Origin of the sequence: Bradyrhizobium centrolobii (assembly GCF_001641635.1) — a bacterium.
GTDB lineage: Bacteria > Pseudomonadota > Alphaproteobacteria > Rhizobiales > Xanthobacteraceae > Bradyrhizobium > Bradyrhizobium centrolobii.
Genome location: NZ_LUUB01000096.1, coordinates 53,320 through 67,395 on the forward strand (window position 1 = coordinate 53,320; position 14,076 = coordinate 67,395).

General features: G+C 61.2%; 12 protein-coding genes and 1 pseudogene. 6 read left to right on the forward strand and 7 right to left on the reverse strand.

All coding sequences use genetic code 11. From position 1 onward, the window contains the following. The first annotated feature begins 101 nt into the window (after positions 1-101). The 3 genes from AYJ54_RS35055 to AYJ54_RS35065 are packed head-to-tail and all read left to right on the forward strand — an operon-like array spanning position 102 to position 2,373. Positions 102-938 (forward strand): transporter substrate-binding domain-containing protein, encoded by an 837-nt coding sequence (locus tag AYJ54_RS35055; RefSeq protein ID WP_063706384.1) that lies wholly within the window; start codon positions 102-104, stop codon positions 936-938. Between the two features lie 5 nt (positions 939-943). Then, positions 944-1,606 (forward strand): amino acid ABC transporter permease, encoded by a 663-nt coding sequence (locus AYJ54_RS35060; RefSeq protein WP_063706385.1) that lies wholly within the window; start codon positions 944-946, stop codon positions 1,604-1,606. After that, positions 1,603-2,373, forward strand: coding sequence for an amino acid ABC transporter ATP-binding protein (locus tag AYJ54_RS35065; protein ID WP_063706386.1), 771 nt, complete (start codon positions 1,603-1,605; stop codon positions 2,371-2,373). Before AYJ54_RS35060 ends, AYJ54_RS35065 begins: the two co-directional genes overlap by 4 nt. A 410-nt stretch (positions 2,374-2,783) precedes the next feature. On the opposite strand, the gene AYJ54_RS35070 is transcribed toward AYJ54_RS35065, so the two are convergent. Beyond that, on the reverse strand, positions 2,784-3,452 hold the full coding sequence (locus AYJ54_RS35070; RefSeq protein WP_161491929.1) for a class I SAM-dependent methyltransferase: 669 nt from the start codon (positions 3,450-3,452) through the stop codon (positions 2,784-2,786). Positions 3,453-4,032: 580 nt separating this feature from the next. Here AYJ54_RS35070 and AYJ54_RS35075 point away from each other — a divergent pair. Next, positions 4,033-5,004, forward strand: coding sequence for a hypothetical protein (locus AYJ54_RS35075; protein ID WP_063706388.1), 972 nt, complete (start codon positions 4,033-4,035; stop codon positions 5,002-5,004). 178 nt (positions 5,005-5,182) lie between these two features. Here the strand turns inward: AYJ54_RS35075 and AYJ54_RS35080 are convergent, their stop codons facing one another. After that, positions 5,183-6,082, reverse strand: a complete 900-nt coding sequence (locus AYJ54_RS35080) for an alpha/beta fold hydrolase (RefSeq protein WP_063706389.1) — start codon at positions 6,080-6,082, stop codon at positions 5,183-5,185. A gap of 284 nt (positions 6,083-6,366) precedes the next feature. Between AYJ54_RS35080 and AYJ54_RS35085 the strand changes: the two genes are divergently transcribed. Next, positions 6,367-7,755, forward strand: a complete 1,389-nt coding sequence (locus tag AYJ54_RS35085; RefSeq protein WP_063706390.1) for a hypothetical protein — start codon at positions 6,367-6,369, stop codon at positions 7,753-7,755. Between the two features lie 203 nt (positions 7,756-7,958). Here the strand turns inward: AYJ54_RS35085 and AYJ54_RS48210 are convergent. From AYJ54_RS48210 to AYJ54_RS35110, 5 genes and pseudogenes are all read right to left on the reverse strand, one after another. Continuing rightward, positions 7,959-8,322, reverse strand: a pseudogene (locus AYJ54_RS48210) (autotransporter outer membrane beta-barrel domain-containing protein); the annotation flags it as partial. A gap of 394 nt (positions 8,323-8,716) precedes the next feature. Then, the gene (locus AYJ54_RS35090) at positions 8,717-9,118 is read right to left on the reverse strand and encodes an EF-hand domain-containing protein (RefSeq protein ID WP_063706391.1); all 402 of its coding nucleotides are present in this window, start codon (positions 9,116-9,118) and stop codon (positions 8,717-8,719) included. Between the two features lie 347 nt (positions 9,119-9,465). Further along, positions 9,466-9,735, reverse strand: coding sequence for a hypothetical protein (locus AYJ54_RS35095; protein WP_063706392.1), 270 nt, complete (start codon positions 9,733-9,735; stop codon positions 9,466-9,468). 393 nt (positions 9,736-10,128) lie between these two features. Beyond that, the gene (locus AYJ54_RS35105; RefSeq protein ID WP_063706394.1) at positions 10,129-11,652 is read right to left on the reverse strand and encodes a carboxylesterase family protein; all 1,524 of its coding nucleotides are present in this window, start codon (positions 11,650-11,652) and stop codon (positions 10,129-10,131) included. 22 nt (positions 11,653-11,674) lie between these two features. Continuing rightward, positions 11,675-13,015, reverse strand: coding sequence for an MFS transporter (locus AYJ54_RS35110; RefSeq protein WP_082906002.1), 1,341 nt, complete (start codon positions 13,013-13,015; stop codon positions 11,675-11,677). Between the two features lie 211 nt (positions 13,016-13,226). Here AYJ54_RS35110 and AYJ54_RS35115 point away from each other — a divergent pair, with 211 nt between their 5' ends. Further along, on the forward strand, positions 13,227-13,877 hold the full coding sequence (locus tag AYJ54_RS35115; RefSeq protein ID WP_063706396.1) for a TetR/AcrR family transcriptional regulator: 651 nt from the start codon (positions 13,227-13,229) through the stop codon (positions 13,875-13,877). Positions 13,878-14,076 lie beyond the last annotated feature (199 nt).

The window sequence follows — 14,076 nt, forward strand, 5'->3', positions numbered from 1 at the left end:
AATGGACAGCAAAGCGAAATACCGTATTGCATTTTATCCTGAATACAGAAATAGTCCAGAGGCCGGACATCATCCGAGCCAAATACGAGGAGGCAAAGTCCATGAATCGCAGGGATGCACTCACCACTGTCGCGCTGGCGGGCGCCGCGATTGCCGCGAGCAGCTCGGCCAAGGCCGACGCCGCACCGACCTCCACGCTCGACCGCATCAAGAAGAACGGCGTGCTCCGCATCGCGGTCATCGTCGGCCAGGAGCCCTACTTCCATAAGGACCTCGCCACCGGTCAGTGGTCGGGTGCCTGCATCGAGATGGCCAACGACATCGCCAGCAAGCTCGGCGCCAAGGTCGAGACGCTGGAATCGACCTGGGGCAACCAGATTCTCGACCTCCAGGCCGACAAGGTCGACCTCGCCTTCGCCGTGAACCCGACGCCGGAACGCGCGCTGGTCATCGACTTCTCGACGCCGATCCTGGTGCACTCCTTCACCGTCATCACCAAGAAGGGCTTTGCCAAGCCGCAGACCTGGGCCGAGCTCAACAAGCCCGAGGTCAAGATCGCCGTCGACATCGGCTCGACGCATGAGACGATCGCGCGCCGCTACTGCCCGAAGGCGACGATTCTCGGCTTCAAGAACCGCGACGAGGCGATCCTCGCGGTCGCAACCGGCCGCGCCGACTGCAACGTGTCGCTGGCGGTGCTCTCGGTCTCGACGCTGAAGAAGAATCCGAACCTCGGCGATCTCGTGATCCCGCGGCCGCTGCTGACGCTGCCGACCAACATGGGCATCCGCGCCGAGAGCGATCGCCGCTACAAGGATTTCCTCAGCGCCTGGGCCGACTACAACCGCTCGATGGGCCAGACGCGCGAATGGATGCTGAAGGGCTTTGAAGCTGTCGGCCTCACCGCCGACGACCTCCCGGGTGAAGTGCAGTTCTGACGGCGATGTATGTCTGGGAGTTCGCGGCGCTCAAGCCGTATTGGGGCCTGATCTGGCAAGGGCTCCTGGTCACCGTGTTCTACACGGTGACCACGGTGGTCGCGGGTCTCGTGATCGGATTGACTGTCGGCATTTTGCGCACGACGGCGCCGCGCTGGGTCACGATGCCGCTGCGCCTCTACATCGAGGTGTTCCGCTGCACGCCGCTTCTGGTGCAGCTCGTCTGGGTCTACTACGCCCTGCCCGTGCTGATCGGCGTCGACATGACGCCGGCGATGGCCTGCTTCATCGCCCTGTCGCTCTATGCCGGCTCGTTCTATGCGGAGATCTTCCGCGGCGGCATCGAGGCCGTCGATGTCGGCCAGTGGGAGGCCGGGCGCGCGATCGGCATGCGGCGCGGAAAGATCTTCCGCCGCATCGTGCTGCCGCAGGCAACCCAGGTGATGATCCCCTCCTTCATCAACCAGACCATCATGCAGCTGAAAAACACCTCGCTGGTGTCGGTGGTCGCGGTCGGCGACCTCCTCTACCAGGGTTCGGTGATCACGGCGTCGAGCTATCGGCCGCTCGAGGTCTACACCACCATCGCCGTGCTCTATTTCGTCGTGCTGTTCCCGCTGACCCTGATCGCCGACCAGGTCGAGCTGCGGATGGGAGCGCATCGATGAATGCGAACGGCGCGACGCTGGTCGCAAGCAACATCCACAAGGCGTTCGGCGATCACGAGGTGCTCAAGGGCGTCTCGCTGTCGGTCGCACGCGGCGAGGTCGTTACACTGATCGGCGCCTCCGGCTCAGGCAAGTCGACCTTCCTGCGCTGCCTGAATCTCCTGGAAATGCCGCAGCAGGGCGAGCTTGCGATCGGCACGCACAAATTCACCTTCGGCAAGGGCATGCGCGCCGCAAACGACGCAAAGCTCGCCCTCCTCCGCCGCAGCGTCGGCATGGTGTTCCAGCACTTCAACCTGTTCCCGCACATGTCGGTGCTCTCCAACATCACCGAGGGTCCGGTGCAGGTGAAGGGCATGGCGCAAAGCGAGGCCAACGAGCTCGGCCGCGACCTGCTCGCCAAGGTCGGCCTCGCCGACAAGGCCGACACTTATCCGAGCCGGCTCTCTGGCGGCCAGAAGCAGCGCGTCGCAATCGCACGCGCGCTCGCCATGAAGCCCGACGTGATGCTGTTCGACGAGCCGACCTCGGCGCTCGACCCCGAGCTCGTCGGCGAGGTGCTCTCCGTCATCCGCGGCCTTGCCGCCGAAGGCATGACCATGGTGCTGGTGACGCACGAGATGGCCTTTGCCGCCGACGTCTCCACCCGCGTCGGCTTCATGAACGCCGGCGTCATGGCCGAGATCGGCACGCCCGAGGAGACCATCCGCCAGCCGCGCAGCGAACGGCTGAAGGCGTTCTTGAGCCGGTTTCACGAAGCGAGCTGAGGCGTCTACTCATAAGCCGCGCTGCAGTCAGCGTGCGTATGAGGTCCGCTGTGCCCCTACTAACGGCGCGACAGCCTATCTCACTAGAGGTCCGGGTTGGCAAAAAAAGCTGACCTTAGTCGAAGACTATCTGGTGTCGGCTATGGGCCCCATAAACGGACTCATGCATCGCAGCAGCGAATCTCTTCGATTACCTCGTGGGCGCGGGCGAGCAAGCCAGCCAGGACAATAGGGCCAAAGGACCTTGGTGGCTTTCAAGTCGAATGCAAGTTCGTGCTTTGCCGGTGGCCGGTCCTTTTTTGCGGCTTTTCCATTCGCGCGATAGCACCGGATCAGGTAGAGGAAGACAGCGACACCCGAATCTACATGAACTGCCGAGAAGGTTGAGTCCGCACCCTAATGATTGTGATCTAAGACGCTTCCGAACAGGTAAAGTAGATCTCGTTGTTTAGCACCGTCCCCAGCCGCCGGAATGGCAAGCAGCGAGTGCGCTTCACTTCAAATCCCGCAGCTTGCAACTTTCGCCTGAAGCGCTCGTGACTGAACCCTGTGTGATGGCCGTACCATTCTATGTCGGTCATCTCTCGATGAATGCTCAATCCGAACAGAGCGCGCAGCGCGTTTGCGAAGGTGGCTTGTTGCCGCCCGTGGCGACGGAGCCGATACAGCGCCTTTAGGAAGCCGCTCAATCCGGTTTCCAGTGGGACGCCGAAGATCAATTTTGCTCTCGGCGCGGCAAGCTCTTTGAGATTATCGAAAAGTTCTTCGAGGGCTTTGTCGGTTAAATGCTCACAGACCTCGACACAGTATATCAGCGTAAATGATCCCTGATGGGCTTCCTTCAAGCGATTGATGTCTACAGTGAGAATGCTGCCCGCCGCAACTTCTGGCGCCGCCTCAGCCAGGAGCTTAGGATTGGGGTCATAGCCAACAAGACTAGCGGGACTGAGCCGCTTCAAAAAATAGGAAAACAGATGCGCATCACCGCATCCATAATCGAGCACTTTGTCGGTCGACAGGGGCGATGCAATTAGTTTCACTATCTGGTCGTACCGCCTTCGATGGGCGATGCCCTTCAAGGTCTCGTTCGTATTCCTCGTGTAACTCGCATAGTCCATGGTATGCCCTTCGGAAGTGCACCAAATACCCTGCTTAGGAAGCTCCTGAGAGCCGACTATGTTTTATTGCTGCCTCCCGGCAATTTGCTTCAGTTCGTTTGAGGTCCGTATCGGCGTCAAAAGCAGCGCTGCAAGCATTACGTCCGGTTCTTCCCCGAAATTAGCGAGTGGTCCAAGAGCGCGCTATGCGAATTCGGCGAGCGAATTTGGACCGGTTTGGGTCACGAGCGGCGGTTGAGGCAAGTGCGGCCCGTTGTCCAGTTCAAGGCCGACAACCGACATCACAATAGTTTAAGCACCGTTCGACTTAGGGCCAAGGGCTGCCGTCGCGACCATGTTGGCGGCACGACTACTGAACCTCCGATAGCTGCCGACTTGCCGCAAAGCAAAAGCTGGCCGAGGCGGATACCGAACCTAACGGGACTGTGGAGCGACGAATCGAAATAGGGCGTGACGGCTGATCGGCACCGCGGAGGCAACAGCCAATCCGGCGTTCTGACATCGTCGGGTTCTATCGTGTATCTTCGAGAGGAGAGCGCCCATGGCCGCTCCGGCACATGTCATCACGCTGGGCATTGAAGCGGCGATAAACAAGAATATTCGCGCGTGGTTCAAGCAGTTCAATTTTCTCCCGCCCATACCGCTGAGTGCGGGACGCGTCGATACAGTAACGTCGCAGGTTTCCTTCGAACATCTGCTGGAATTGCTGATCGCTTCGCCGTGGAAAAATTTCATTCTGATCATTCACGGACACGAAGATGGCTCGGGACTGCACATTCCTCTCGCGCCAAGTCAGTCGAAACCGCATACGGAACACTGGGATCTGCAAAAGCTGATGGACGTCGATGCCGGCGTCTCGACGATGAGCGGGGCCGACACCGCCCGCATGGGAATCAGCAAGCATCATTTCGCAAGGATTATCGACCTGATGCATAAGGTGCGGGACAAGAAGATCGATTGCATCGAGTTCCGGTCATGCAATCTGGGGAAGAATATCATGTCGCTCAACCGCTTCCGGCAATTTCTGGGAGCGCGTTTGGCCGGCGCGCCGGATCTGCATACGCTCTTCGGGTTGCCCGGCACGCTGGTAGGGCCGGAGTTTCTGCAGACGCATGGGCGTCATCATCCCGGCGGAAATTGGGAAACCTACAAGTTTCCGCACGCCTTCGGCGACCCGCACCTGGTGTGCTGTTTTCAACTGAACCACCTGCAGAAGCCGGAGTCCGGAGGACACATCATCGCCGATACTGCAGCGACATTCGACGCATGGGTGAAGCAGTACGTGATGGCGACGGGAAGCCGGTCGGGGCATGAGATGGCGATGCACGCATTATGGATCGCAGATATGAAGGTGAAACCCCAACACAAAGGGGATCCGGACCACAGACCGGTGTTGCTGACGGTCGAAACGAAGGATCCGTTGGGGACCTGGGGGAATGATACGCTCCCGGTACGGAGATTGATTCCGCCGCTCTCGGATGACTACAGGAAGCACATCATTTTTTCGCGATAGGCGGCCTATTCAACATCCACAGGGCGCTCGGCGATCACGAGGTGCTCAAGGGTCTCTCGCTGTCGGTGGCACGTGGCGAGGTCGTCACCCGATCGACGAATGCGAAAGAGAGAGGTAGAGCGCGCCGGCACTCACCAGACCAGGACGCCTCACGGAGCACACGAGCAGCCGAACCTTGCTAGTGGTTCGCGATGAAGGCGAGTACGGCCTCGTCATAGGCGTGAGGCGCTTCTCCTGGCACGGTATGAGATGAGTCCGGAATTTTGACCCGAGTTCGTTGAGGCAGGCATCGTTCCAGTTCGTCCACGATGCGTTGGAAAAACTCGGGGCTGTGCTCACCATTTGTCACAAGCGTCGGTGCCGAAATGCGCTTTGCCATGTCGCAGGTGAACACCGGACGTGGGCGGCTAGATATCACGTCCGCGACGGCCGACAGCGCATTGTCCGACATCATCTTGCGCTCGCTCTCGGACCGTCGGTCGTAGGTGCCGGGGCCGCCGACTCCTTCGGCAAAGAGCCGCAGCCCGGTCTCGACCTCACCTTTTTTGAATGCCTCCCGTGTGGACGCAAATCGAACGTTCCACTCCTTCAAGACCTCCGCGCCTCCGGGCGTTCCGGCGAGCAGGCCTGTCGCCGGGGGTTCATTGATGATCAGCGTTTGCACCATCTCGGGGTGATTGGAGGCGAAGAACAGCGCGGCATGTGCACCGGCAGAGTGAGCAACTATGCGAGCTCGCTTGATGCCGAGCTCCGTCAGGATGGCGGCCAAATCCTCGCCGTGAACGTCTGCCGCGGCATCAGGCAGACCGTCCCTGCTCGTTGCGTTCGGAAAGTGGTTCTGCCGGCTGTAGGCGATGACACGGTAGCTTTTCGCGAACACCGGAAGATGCACATTCCAAAAGCGATAGTCCTGAAGTCCGCCGTGTACCAGGACAACGGGATCGCCTTGCCCAGCCTCGATATAGGCGAATTGCGTACCATTGGCGCTGACCTGTTTGACGTCAGCTCCGATAGCTGGTGTCAAATGCAAAAAGCAAAGAGTTAGGCCGGCCGTCAGTGCTTTGATTCCGAAGTGCATGGCGAAACCCCGGCATCTCAAGGTCGAGCAGAATACCTCGGCGATGGAAACTCCACCATGCGACGTTGCGTTGCACCTTCGACGCGGCAAGCAGCATGAGAAAAGATGGCAGCGCTAACGCACTCGTGAACGTCACCGCAGGACAGCCGCTCTCCTTGCGAGTGAACACAAGGGGCGGCAGGCGCGACCAACGCAACAGGGGGAAGACTTGCCACAGCGCGTGCCTCAACGCCGGCGGTATGTCAGGAGGTTCGAGGCAGCATTTCCTGTTCCGGGAGACGCATATGCTGCAGTTGAAAGACAAGGTCGGACGGTTCGCGGCGACGGGTCGCAGCTGCCAGAACTGGAAAAAGGACCAGGAGCTGGTCATTTCGCTGCTCAACAAGATCGCCATCTCCGACGGAGGTGCCGAGAACACGCTCAAACCGCAGCTGGTCGTGACCGGTCACGCCAGCGACAGCCTTTACAGCTCGATTCTGTATTTCCAGCAAAAGAACTTCCCCGGCACGCCCGACGGCTATGTTCGACCTGCCGGCCCGACATTCAATCGGCTCGTTGACCTCTCGACAAAGGCAGCCGCCAAGCCCCCTACGCCAAAGGGCCAATGGGATGCGATCGCGACCCCTTCCGTCAATGCCGCACTTAGCAAAGGCCTCGCCGACGATTCAAAGCTGGATTACGCGGAGGTGGTCGATATCATCAGGGCCACCGTCACGGACGGCATGGTCACCGCATTCGAGTTGGACGACCTGCTCACCATTGCCAATACCTCCAGAACGCTCACCCCTACGTCGAAAAAGCTCATCACGCTTTTCGTCGGCGACGAAAAGAAGAAGTGGCTCGGGGTCGGACCCTACGACCTCAATTCGGACCACAAGAAAATCGCCGCGGAAATGGTCTGCGATTTCCTCAAGAACACGAGGACGACGTTCTTTCCGAAGCTCGACCCACACCGCGTCGGGATAGGCATTCTCAGGCGCATTGCGAAGCCGAGCCTCATCGATCAGGACAAGGGAAGTCTGTGCGGCCCCTCCGCGCTGATGTTCAGCTACGCATCCGATAAGCCGGGGGATTACGCGCGGTTCGCGATCGACCTCTATCAGAAGGGGCAGGCGAACCTCGGCCGCCTGCTGATCAAGCCGGGTAAGGATGTGAGGAACTTCACCCCGCCCTGGTCGCTGGACCACGTCGATTGGCTGACATGCGCCTCCATACGCGATTCGGAAAATTGGTTCCTCGATTTCGACGACACAGGCAAGATCAGCGATGTCGCGGGTATCACCTTGCCGAGCGAAATGGAGCAATGGTTTCGCAAGGCAGGGTACCGGGACGTTCGCGAGAACACCAACATTTCGCGATTGAACAAAGACATCGACGATGTAAACGAAGCCAACGCCCTGCTCGCCGACGGATATCGCGTATGTCTTTTCATAAGCGCCAATATGACGGACTACGACGACCAGTCCGATAAAGGCTCCGCGTTTACGATGCACTGGGTCGTGCTGCGAGAGAAGATACAAGTGGTGAACGGCTACGTGAAGGCGAAAGTTTTTTCATGGGGCAACGGAGGTTACGAGATACCGCATCCGGATAAAAAAACCGGTGCCATAAAGCCCCTCCCCGTTCGGGACTTCCTTATGAATTTTTATGGATACGTTGCTGCCAAGGCGTGATTGCCAGCCGCGCAGCGAGCAGCTGAAGGCGATTTTGCGCCGGGTTCACGAGGCGAAACAGGACAGATGCTCGTAAACCCCTGCGGCAATTCAGGGCGCATATGAGGTCCGCAGTGCATCTGGTAGCGGCCCAATAGCAGGCCTCAGCAAAGGTCCGAGTTGGGCCCAGAAACGGACATCCACGCGCTTTCGCTCAGCAAGTATCACCACACGTGCCGCAGGACGCCCTTGCCGGCGTAGGACGCGGTGACGCTGGAGAACTCTCCCTCGAAAGTCGCCACCGCGGACCAGCCATTCAGCCATTTCATCTCGACGGGTGCGGTGGTGAGCGCGGACACTCGCCTGCGCCGCACCATTGACGACAAAGCTCGCGCCCGGCAGGGCCTGGAAGGTCGCAGCAACCGACCGGTCGGGATGATAGTCGTGCGCCCAGGCGAAGCGGCTGCGCAGCGTGAGCACGGCGGTCGCAAGCGTGAAGGATTTGTCGGAGCGGATGCCGAGTTCGGTGCGGCTGCCGGTCACGGTCTTTCCGGCATAGCTCAAGGCAAAGGCGGGCGATCCCGAGATCACCTGCAGTCACACTCATCACGCCATTCCTGACAGAGTCCAGTACGGCTCAGCAGTATCAGGGCGGGCCCAAATCGTCTGTTCCTCCCACGATGCAACAAATCGGCCACGGCGATATCTATGCGCAGGGCATCGATGTCTACGCTCCACGAGCAGACATCTATGCGCAGGGAGTCAGAACCAACAAATCCCACGCTTATCGCAGTGGCCCAAGGACTGTCGTTCCGTACAGCAAATGAGAGGATTTCCGCTTCGGGTTTTGCTGCGCTTTCTCAATGCGGCGAACATCCGCTCGTTAATAAGCTGGCCTGTTCCGGCTATTCACCCGAGCGAGCAGCTGTCAGTAGCCTAGTTGCCTGCTTGCCCGGGCGGACTTGACGCGGAACCAACCCGGTCACCTGCTCCCGTTCATGAACGCCTGCATCTCTTCCATGGTAAGCTTGCCATCTTTGTTCGTGTCCATTGCCTTGAAGATTCGTTCGTGAGCCGCCTGAAACTCCTGCAATGAAATGGTCCCGTCGCCATCGGCGTCCATCAGAGCGAACATCATGCGCATCATGATCGGTGGTCCCATCGCGCGCCCGCCCATCATGCCCCGTCCCATCATATGTCCCATCATGCCGCCGCCCATCATGCTTCCGTGCCCCATCGTGCCCCCGCCTTCCTGGCCCATGGGATGCGATTGCGTTTGTTGCTGATCTGGTTGGGGGGCCATTTGGTTTTGTGCAAAGGCACCCACAGTGCCGTACGCCAGAATGAGAGCAGATGTCGTGAGTCCCAAGATGCGACCGTGCATTTGAAAACCTCCTCAAAAGCGTTGCTGCCGTCCGATTCCCGCCCTGAGCAATATTGATCCTATCACTTTTCGCCATGGCAGCCGCTATTGAGACGATTAGGCTTCGGCGCGTCGGAACCAAGACGGAGAACGCACGCGTTAGACCACGTGCCGGACCGCTATGGGTCAAAATGCGAAGAACTCATCATGAGCAAATCAAGTCCGGTATGCCCCATTGAGCGGTCTCAAGGAGGCGTGCCGTCAACTTCGCTGATGGCCAGATGCGGACGCACACTGCAGATTGCACGGGCCAGTCCTATCTAGCACCACATTGGCGGACTCTAACAGAATTCCGCAAGCGACGAGGGCTAAATGATCCCAAAGATATGGGCGAGCCAAAGTAGCTCCGCGCGATAAGCAGCCGCCAGCGTGTAACCATACCAGATCAGGAAAACGCCGACGAGACGAAGCACGATTGCCGTAGGCCGCCACCCCTCTCTGACCGCGGGCAGTAGGGCATAGTTCGTGTTCACATATTGCTGTAACCGCTTCGGCCACAACAATGCCCATAAGCCCACTGAAGTGATCACCACACTTACGAAAAGCTGGATCGCCAGCACTACCGCGCCACGTGACATCGCAGTCTCCTGTTATCCAGCAGAGAACGCGGCGCCCTTACGACACCGACATTGACGCGCGGGAGGATGTGCCCGACGCCATATGGATTCCAGTGGGATTGAAAGGCGACTGTATATAGGTCAGCTTACGTCCGAGGCATGCGGAGAAGTCCGCTTCGGGTCTTGGCTGTGTGAAAACGCCAAGACGTTTGAGCGCGTTAGAACATGCTATTCGTCCAAGACCGTTCTGGTGCTCAAGCCCGCAAGCGACTTCTGCTTAGACGACGCGCTGAAGAGTGTAATTCTAGTCGCGCTTCGATCCTTCGCGTTTTTACACAGCCAGGGTCACGAGCGGTAATGCTCTGACTGATCGTAGGATCTCCGCTTGGCCGTCGGAAGCTGACGTCCGCGCCGTTATGAGCGCACGCCCTCGACCACACTCCGTGTCGCGGTTGCAGCCTGCGCCGCGCCGGGTTGCGACAGGAGCTCACCCCACATGCGGAAACGCTCGCCGGCATTTGCGCGCGTGACGGAGAACGGCTGATCGAAGATCGCGAGAGGTTCGGCGTCCAACCTGAACTGCGGCCAGACGTCCGCAACATCCGGCACGCCGGTGGCGACGAAGCGCAGCACGCTCGCCTGAAACCGCGCGGCCACCTCGACATCCGTTGGCGTCATCGGACCGCCCTTGCGCCGCAGAATCGGGCGATCGATGAAGCCGGGCAGATGCGCCCAGAGGCAGGCATTGTCGGCGCCGTGGGTCGGTCCTTGCGACAGGAACGGCTCCAGCGCCGGGCGATGGTCGAACCGGCTCAGCCATACCGCACCACCCGCCGCAGCGTGATGCCGCGCGAGATCGGCCATCGGGCGATGCCAAAACGCATCCGACAGCAGCGCCTCATAGGCGTCCTGGTCCGCGCGCGCCGTCGCGCGGTAGCAGGCGAGCAAACGATCCCAGCCGGCATCGCCGAATGCGACGCGCACCTGCCGCTCGGTGACGCGGATCATCGCGGCCGGCGGGGTGCTCTTCAGGAACATCACCATCTCGTCGCGGCAGGAGCCGAGCCAGAGCGAAATGCCGCGCAAGCTTCCATCGGCAAAGGCATCGCGCGGCTCGCGCGGGATCACGGCGCCGTCGAGCACCGGGCCGAACACGGTGCCTGAGTCCGTCTCATCCGCCAGCCTGCGACTGATGCGCTCCGTCGCTGCAAAGAGCTGCGGCAACGGCACGCTCGCAGTCGCGCTCGGCTCGCGCGCAAGCCCGAGCTCGGCGAGCAAGCGGCGCGCGACATCGTCGGCATGATCCGCGCTCATGATGTTTCGGCCGGGCGCACTGAGCGCAAGGGCGCGGATGAACTTGCCTTTGGCCTGCGGCAGGGTTGCCAGCGCGATCACCATGGAGGCGCCGGCCGACTGGCCCGAGAGCGTCACCGCGTCCGGATCGCCGCCGAAAGTCGCGATGTTGGCGTGAACCCAGTCGAGCGCTAAGAGCGCATCCGAGATGGCAAGGTTGTTGGCCTCGTCCAATCCGTGGCGATGCAGTTGCAGGAAGCCGAGCGGCCCGAGCCGGTAGTTGATGGTGACGATGACGGCCGGACCGTGCGCGGCGAGGAAGCCGCCGTCATAGTCGGCGCCACCGCCGGTGACGAAGGCGCCGCCATGGATGAAGATCAATACCGGCAGCGGGCGATCGGCCGCTGCCGGCGTCCAGATGTTCAGGCTGAGACAGGACGCCTCAATCGCATGATCAAGATGACCGGGCTGCGGCGCATAAGCGCCGTAGTCCGTGCATCGGCGCGGCTCCGTCCACGCGCGGGGCGGCGCTGCCTTGGCAAAGCGCCGCGCGATCGCGAACGGCACGCCCTTGAAGGCGCGTACGCCCGCCTGCTCGGCGCCGACAATGGGCCCGCTCGTGGTCGGAACTGCGTTGGTCAGCATGCGATCGTTATCCTGTCTTCGCTCAAGCGCGCCGCTTGCCGAGATCGGCGATGTCGACGGTGTGGGTTTCGCGCGCGGTGGCCGCCGCTGCTGCTGCAATGACGCAGCAGCAGGCGACGAAGGCCGCGACCGGGATCCAGCCGTTCGGCCCCTCGCCGACGAGGCTCGCGCTCACCAGCGGCGTGAAGCCGGCGGCGAGGAAGCCGAGCTGCGTGCCGATCGCGGTCCCGGAATAGCGTACACGCGCCTCGAACATCTCCGCATAGAAGGACGGCCAGATCGCGTTCGGCGCGGCGTAGATGATGCCGGAGAGGATCATCGCGGCGGCAAAGATCGCGAGCGTGTTCCCAGAGGTGACCGCGATGAAGTACGGGAACACCAGCACCGCGCAGCCGAGCGCGCCGCCGATGAATACCGGCTTGCGGCCGATGCGATCGGCCAGCAGCGCCCACAGCGGCTGAGTGATCAGCGCCGTGACGTTGCCGAGCACGCCGGCCCACAGCATGGTCGGACGCGCGACGCCGAATTTGCTCGTGGCATAGCCGAGCGCGAACACGGCGGTCATCGTGCTCACGGTGGCGATCAGCGCACAGACGATCACGCGCAGCACGTCCGGCCAGTAGTCGCGCAACAGGGTGACCACCGGGAAGCGGGCGACCTTCGCCTTGTCCTTGATCTCGGTGAAGACGGGCGTCTCCGGCATGGTCCGCCGCACCAGATAGGCGACGAGCAGCACGAGCGCCGAGAGCAGGAACGGAATGCGCCAGCCCCAGCCCAGCAATTGATCCTCCGGCAGGCTCGACACCGGGATGAACACCAGCGTCGCCAGGATCGCGCCGGCCTGCGTGCCGCTCAGTGTCCAGCTCGTGAAGAAGGCGCGGTTGGAGTTGGCGGAATGCTCCAGCGTCAATGAGTTCGCGCCGCTCTGCTCGCCGGCCGCCGACAGGCCCTGCAACAGACGCAACAGCGTCAGGATGATCGGCGCGGCGTTGCCGATCGCTTTCGCATCCGGCAGGAGGCCAATCGCGAGCGTCGAGCCGCCCATCAGCACCAGCGTGAACAGGAGCACCGTCTTGCGCCCGATGCGGTCGCCGAAATGGCCGAGGATGATGGCGCCGACGGGACGCGCGATATAGCCGATGCCGAAGGAGAGCAGCGCAAGCAGCGTCGCGGTCGACGGGTCGACATTGGCGAAGAACACTTTTGGAAAGATCAGCGCGGCCGCGGTGCCGTAGATGAAGAAGTCGTAGTATTCGAGCATGCTGCCGACGAAGCTGACGAGCGCGGCGCGCTTCGGCAGCTTGTTCTTAGTGGCCACGGTGGCGGATGGCGCATGTAGCGATGCGGTTGACGTCAGGCTCACGAAATCTCCTCCCGGTGTGTGGCGGTGCGGCTCACGTCAGGCGGCTGACCGCCTCGCGCGAGTTTTCTGGTTCTTGTTGCCGCAAGCTTGGTTTGGATCCATAATGTACGAACTAGTACGTTTATGCAAGATCGTTCCGAGACGATGCCTGGACGGACGAAATTTGCCTTCACCTTCAAGGTGATCCATAGAACTGGCGGGAGAAACAGTGATGCTCGAGCGCATGCCGCCCCCACCGAAGCGCACCAACGACCCCGAGCGCACCAAGCGCGACATCCTCGAAGTGGCGACGCTGGAATTCGCCCGCGAAGGCTATTCCGGCGCCCGCGTCGATGCGATCGCGGCGCGCACCCGCACATCGAAGCGGATGATCTATTACTATTTCGGCGGCAAGGAGCAGCTCTACCTCGCGGTGCTGGCGGAGGCCTATCGCAGCATTCGCGCGCTGGAGGATCAGCTCGACATCGGAAGCTGCGACGCGCGCGAGGGACTGCGCCGGCTGATCGAGGCGACCTTCGACCACGACGAGCGCAATCCGAACTTCATCCGCCTCGTCAGCATCGAGAACATCCATTACGGCAGGCATCTCAAGCAGACACCGCAACTGCGCCAGCTCAACGCCAGCGTGATCTCAACGCTCGATCGCCTCCTCGCACGCGGCCGCGAGGAAGGCGTCTTCCGTGGCGACGTCGACGCCATCGACCTGCATCTGGCCATCAGTTCCTACTGCTTCTTCCGCGTCGCCAACCGCCACACCTTCGGCGCGCTGTTCGATCGCGACCTCAGCGAGCCGAAGGTGCTGGCGAGGAGCCGGCAGCAGATCGTGGAGATGATCTTGGCGTGGCTGGCGGGGAAGGCGTGAGGATAGCAGGGCTGATCGGGCTGCTCGCTCGGACGGCCTGCGTTGGGTCGGAAGAGCTTCCACATCCCGCCTGTCATTCCCCGCGAAAGCGGGGAATCCAGTACGCCGCAGCTTCTCCGTATCCTCGCACAGCCTCTGGAATACTGGATCGCCCGCTTTCGCGGGCGATGACATCGAGAATACGGATGCACATGCCACC